The organism is Clostridia bacterium, from assembly GCA_036562685.1.
GTDB lineage: Bacteria > Bacillota > Clostridia > Christensenellales > DUVY01 > DUVY01.
The window spans coordinates 1-2,488 of sequence record DATCJR010000116.1; the positions used below are offsets into that span (position 1 = coordinate 1).

At 33.6% G+C, this 2,488-nt stretch carries 4 protein-coding genes and 1 riboswitch; of the genes, 1 reads left to right on the forward strand and 3 read right to left on the reverse strand.

The features are described 5' to 3' along the window. Window positions 1–295: 295 nt before the first annotated feature. On the forward strand, window positions 296–478 hold the full coding sequence (locus VIL26_05350) for a hypothetical protein (GenBank protein HEY8390358.1): 183 nt from the start codon (window positions 296–298) through the stop codon (window positions 476–478). A gap of 51 nt (window positions 479–529) precedes the next feature. Here the strand turns inward: VIL26_05350 and VIL26_05355 are convergent, their stop codons facing one another. The 3 genes from VIL26_05355 to VIL26_05365 form a co-directional block, all read right to left on the reverse strand. Further along, window positions 530–1,201, reverse strand: a complete 672-nt coding sequence (locus VIL26_05355; protein HEY8390359.1) for an energy-coupled thiamine transporter ThiT — start codon at window positions 1,199–1,201, stop codon at window positions 530–532. Between the two features lie 87 nt (window positions 1,202–1,288). Beyond that, window positions 1,289–1,383: riboswitch (TPP riboswitch) on the reverse strand. A gap of 71 nt (window positions 1,384–1,454) precedes the next feature. Further along, on the reverse strand, window positions 1,455–1,637 hold the full coding sequence (locus tag VIL26_05360) for a hypothetical protein (GenBank protein ID HEY8390360.1): 183 nt from the start codon (window positions 1,635–1,637) through the stop codon (window positions 1,455–1,457). Window positions 1,638–1,647: 10 nt separating this feature from the next. After that, window positions 1,648–2,488 (reverse strand): sodium ion-translocating decarboxylase subunit beta (locus tag VIL26_05365; GenBank protein HEY8390361.1); only part of this gene is annotated, 841 nt, incomplete at its 5' end.

The following is a 2,488-nucleotide window of genomic DNA, read 5'->3' on the forward strand; positions in this document are numbered from 1 at the left end:
GAAAATTACAAAAAAATATCTCAAAAACTCAGCAAACGTAGAATTATTCGCACCTTTCCAAATTTTACGATCAAGAAGTTTTCAGAGCAATTAAAGCTTATTAAAAACAAAATTAAAATTGATAGAAAAAAGAAATAACAAAGTTGTTAGAGTATTTATAGCTTTTATCATTTTGGCTATAATAATAACTATACTTGTTGCAATTACTATGTCATATAATCGTGGGCAACTGCAAAAAGAAAAGAGTTTGAACAGATAGTTAAATAATCCTCGATGGACTTTAATAAAATATGATATGATACAAACAGATATGACACTAGATCAGGTAATGACTATGCTGGGTAAATATGATGATGTTGATTGGGATGAAGAAAAGCAATATTATATTTATAGTTGGATAGATATTGAAGAAAAGATATTTTTTGAAATCATCATAAAAAATGGTAGAGTTATAAATAAAAATTTGTATAATCATTAATATATAAGCCCCGAATAATCGGGGCTTATATATTATTATTTCATTATTTCATTATTTATCTTTGGTATAAATATTTTGCTTGCCATTAACCACAAAGCGCTCTATTTGAGAAGTAAAACTTTTTGATGATAAAAGCAAAATTCCTATAACCAAAGTAAGAGCGACATCTATTAAGACATATGAGTTATATGCCAAAGAAAATGTCCATGAATCAAAACTTGTCCATGTGCCGAAGAAAATAGCTCCAGACAATACATGGCAAATGTATCGCAATAGACCAAAACAAACAGTTCCGATAGCAAATCCAGGTTTTCCTAATGGTTTAAAAAATCCTACGACAAAAACTGATGTAAAAGCTAGAGGGTAATCTAACAAAACTTGCAGAGGATGGTAAATTTGAGGACTTTGCATCAATTGCAAAATGCTATATATCAATCCCACAACAAGCCCTTTTTTCCAACCAAAATAGAAAACAAAAATAAGCAAGGGTAAAATGCTTGCTGGCGTCAAGCTTCCGCCTTGAGGCATGGAAAATAATTTAATAAATGACAAGGCAAAAGCCAATGCAATTGATACAGCGGCAAAAGTAACTTCCTTTGTGCTGAACTTTGATTTTGCGCCAAAAGAAAAGATTAGCACAACTCCCAAAAGCACCAAAGCAAGAGCGATAGGAGCTGTAAACACTTGGACTTTGTCCCAATCAATTGAACCTAAAAAAATCATAAAACCTCTCCTTTTTTTACCGCTATCTCTAGATTTTATCCCTTATAAACAAAAAATTCCAAAAACAAAGGATTACTGTTTTTGGAATTTTAATCTATTTCGCTTTCCCTGCGTAAGTCTTAACTCCTTCAGGTTCCAAGGGTGTAATCTCAGCCGGCTTTACGGCACCCCCAGCGGTAAATTTTATTTTTGATATTTAGATATATTTATTATATATAATTGTGTCTTTGCTTGTCAAGAATTGAAGCGCTATTTACTTTCTTGTATCTTGGCTTGAATTGGTTTCATCTGATTTTGATTTTTTAAATCTTTTTTTAAAATCTTCGCCTGTAAAGAAATTAAGCAAAAATACAAAAATAATCAAAATCAAAGCCACCAAGAAAACAGCCAACATACCTTTTCCCATTATTTCTAGTGCTTTATATACTAAATCCATAATTTACTCCTTAACCTATAATTCCCCATGTAGTTAGCAAGGAAATCAAAACGCCGCCTGCAATAACAGAAGCGATTTGTCCTGCAACATTGGCTCCTGCAGCATGCATAAGCAAATGGTTTTCTTTGTCTTCTGCAATTCCCATTTTTTCAACTACTCTAGAAGCCATAGGGAAGGCTGAAATTCCTGCTGCTCCAACCATAGGATTGATTTTTTTCTTGGTAAACAGATTTATGAATTTTGCCAAGAATATACCGCCTATAGTATCAAATACGAAAGCTACAATACCAAGCGCCATAATCCATAGTGTCTCAAGCGTCAAGAATTTTTCTGCTTGCATCTGGAATGCTATGGTTATACCTAATAACAATGTAATCAAATTAGGTAAAACTTTTTGAGCTGTATCGGACAAAGAATCCAAAACTCCGCATTCTCTTATAAGATTTCCAAACATCAAGAAACCTACAAGCGCAACTGATTGATAAGCGATCAAACCAGCTACTACAGTAACTATGATAGGGAACAGAATTTTGGTAACTTTAGAAACGCTCTTAGGTGAGTATTCCATACGGATAAGTCTTTCTTTTTTTGTTGTAACAAGTTTGATAACAGGAGGTTGGATAATCGGAACTAATGCCATATATGAATAAGCCGCCACAGTTATAGGCGCAAAGTATTTTGTACCGCTCTTTATTGCAACATATATAGCAGTGGGACCATCTGCAGCACCAATAATACCTATTGAGGCAAGGTCAGCAAGGGTAAAATGTACACCAGGGATCAAACCAATTGCTGCTGCTGCCAAAATTGTAACGAATATACCAAATTGAGCCGCAGCACCAAATAACAAC

Coding starts and splice junctions, on each gene's coding strand:
- VIL26_05350 (HEY8390358.1), top strand. CDS start 296: ATGATACAAACAGATATGACACTAGATCAGGTAATGACTATGCTGGGT.
- VIL26_05355 (HEY8390359.1), bottom strand. CDS start 1,201: ATGATTTTTTTAGGTTCAATTGATTGGGACAAAGTCCAAGTGTTTACA.
- VIL26_05360 (HEY8390360.1), bottom strand. CDS start 1,637: ATGGATTTAGTATATAAAGCACTAGAAATAATGGGAAAAGGTATGTTG.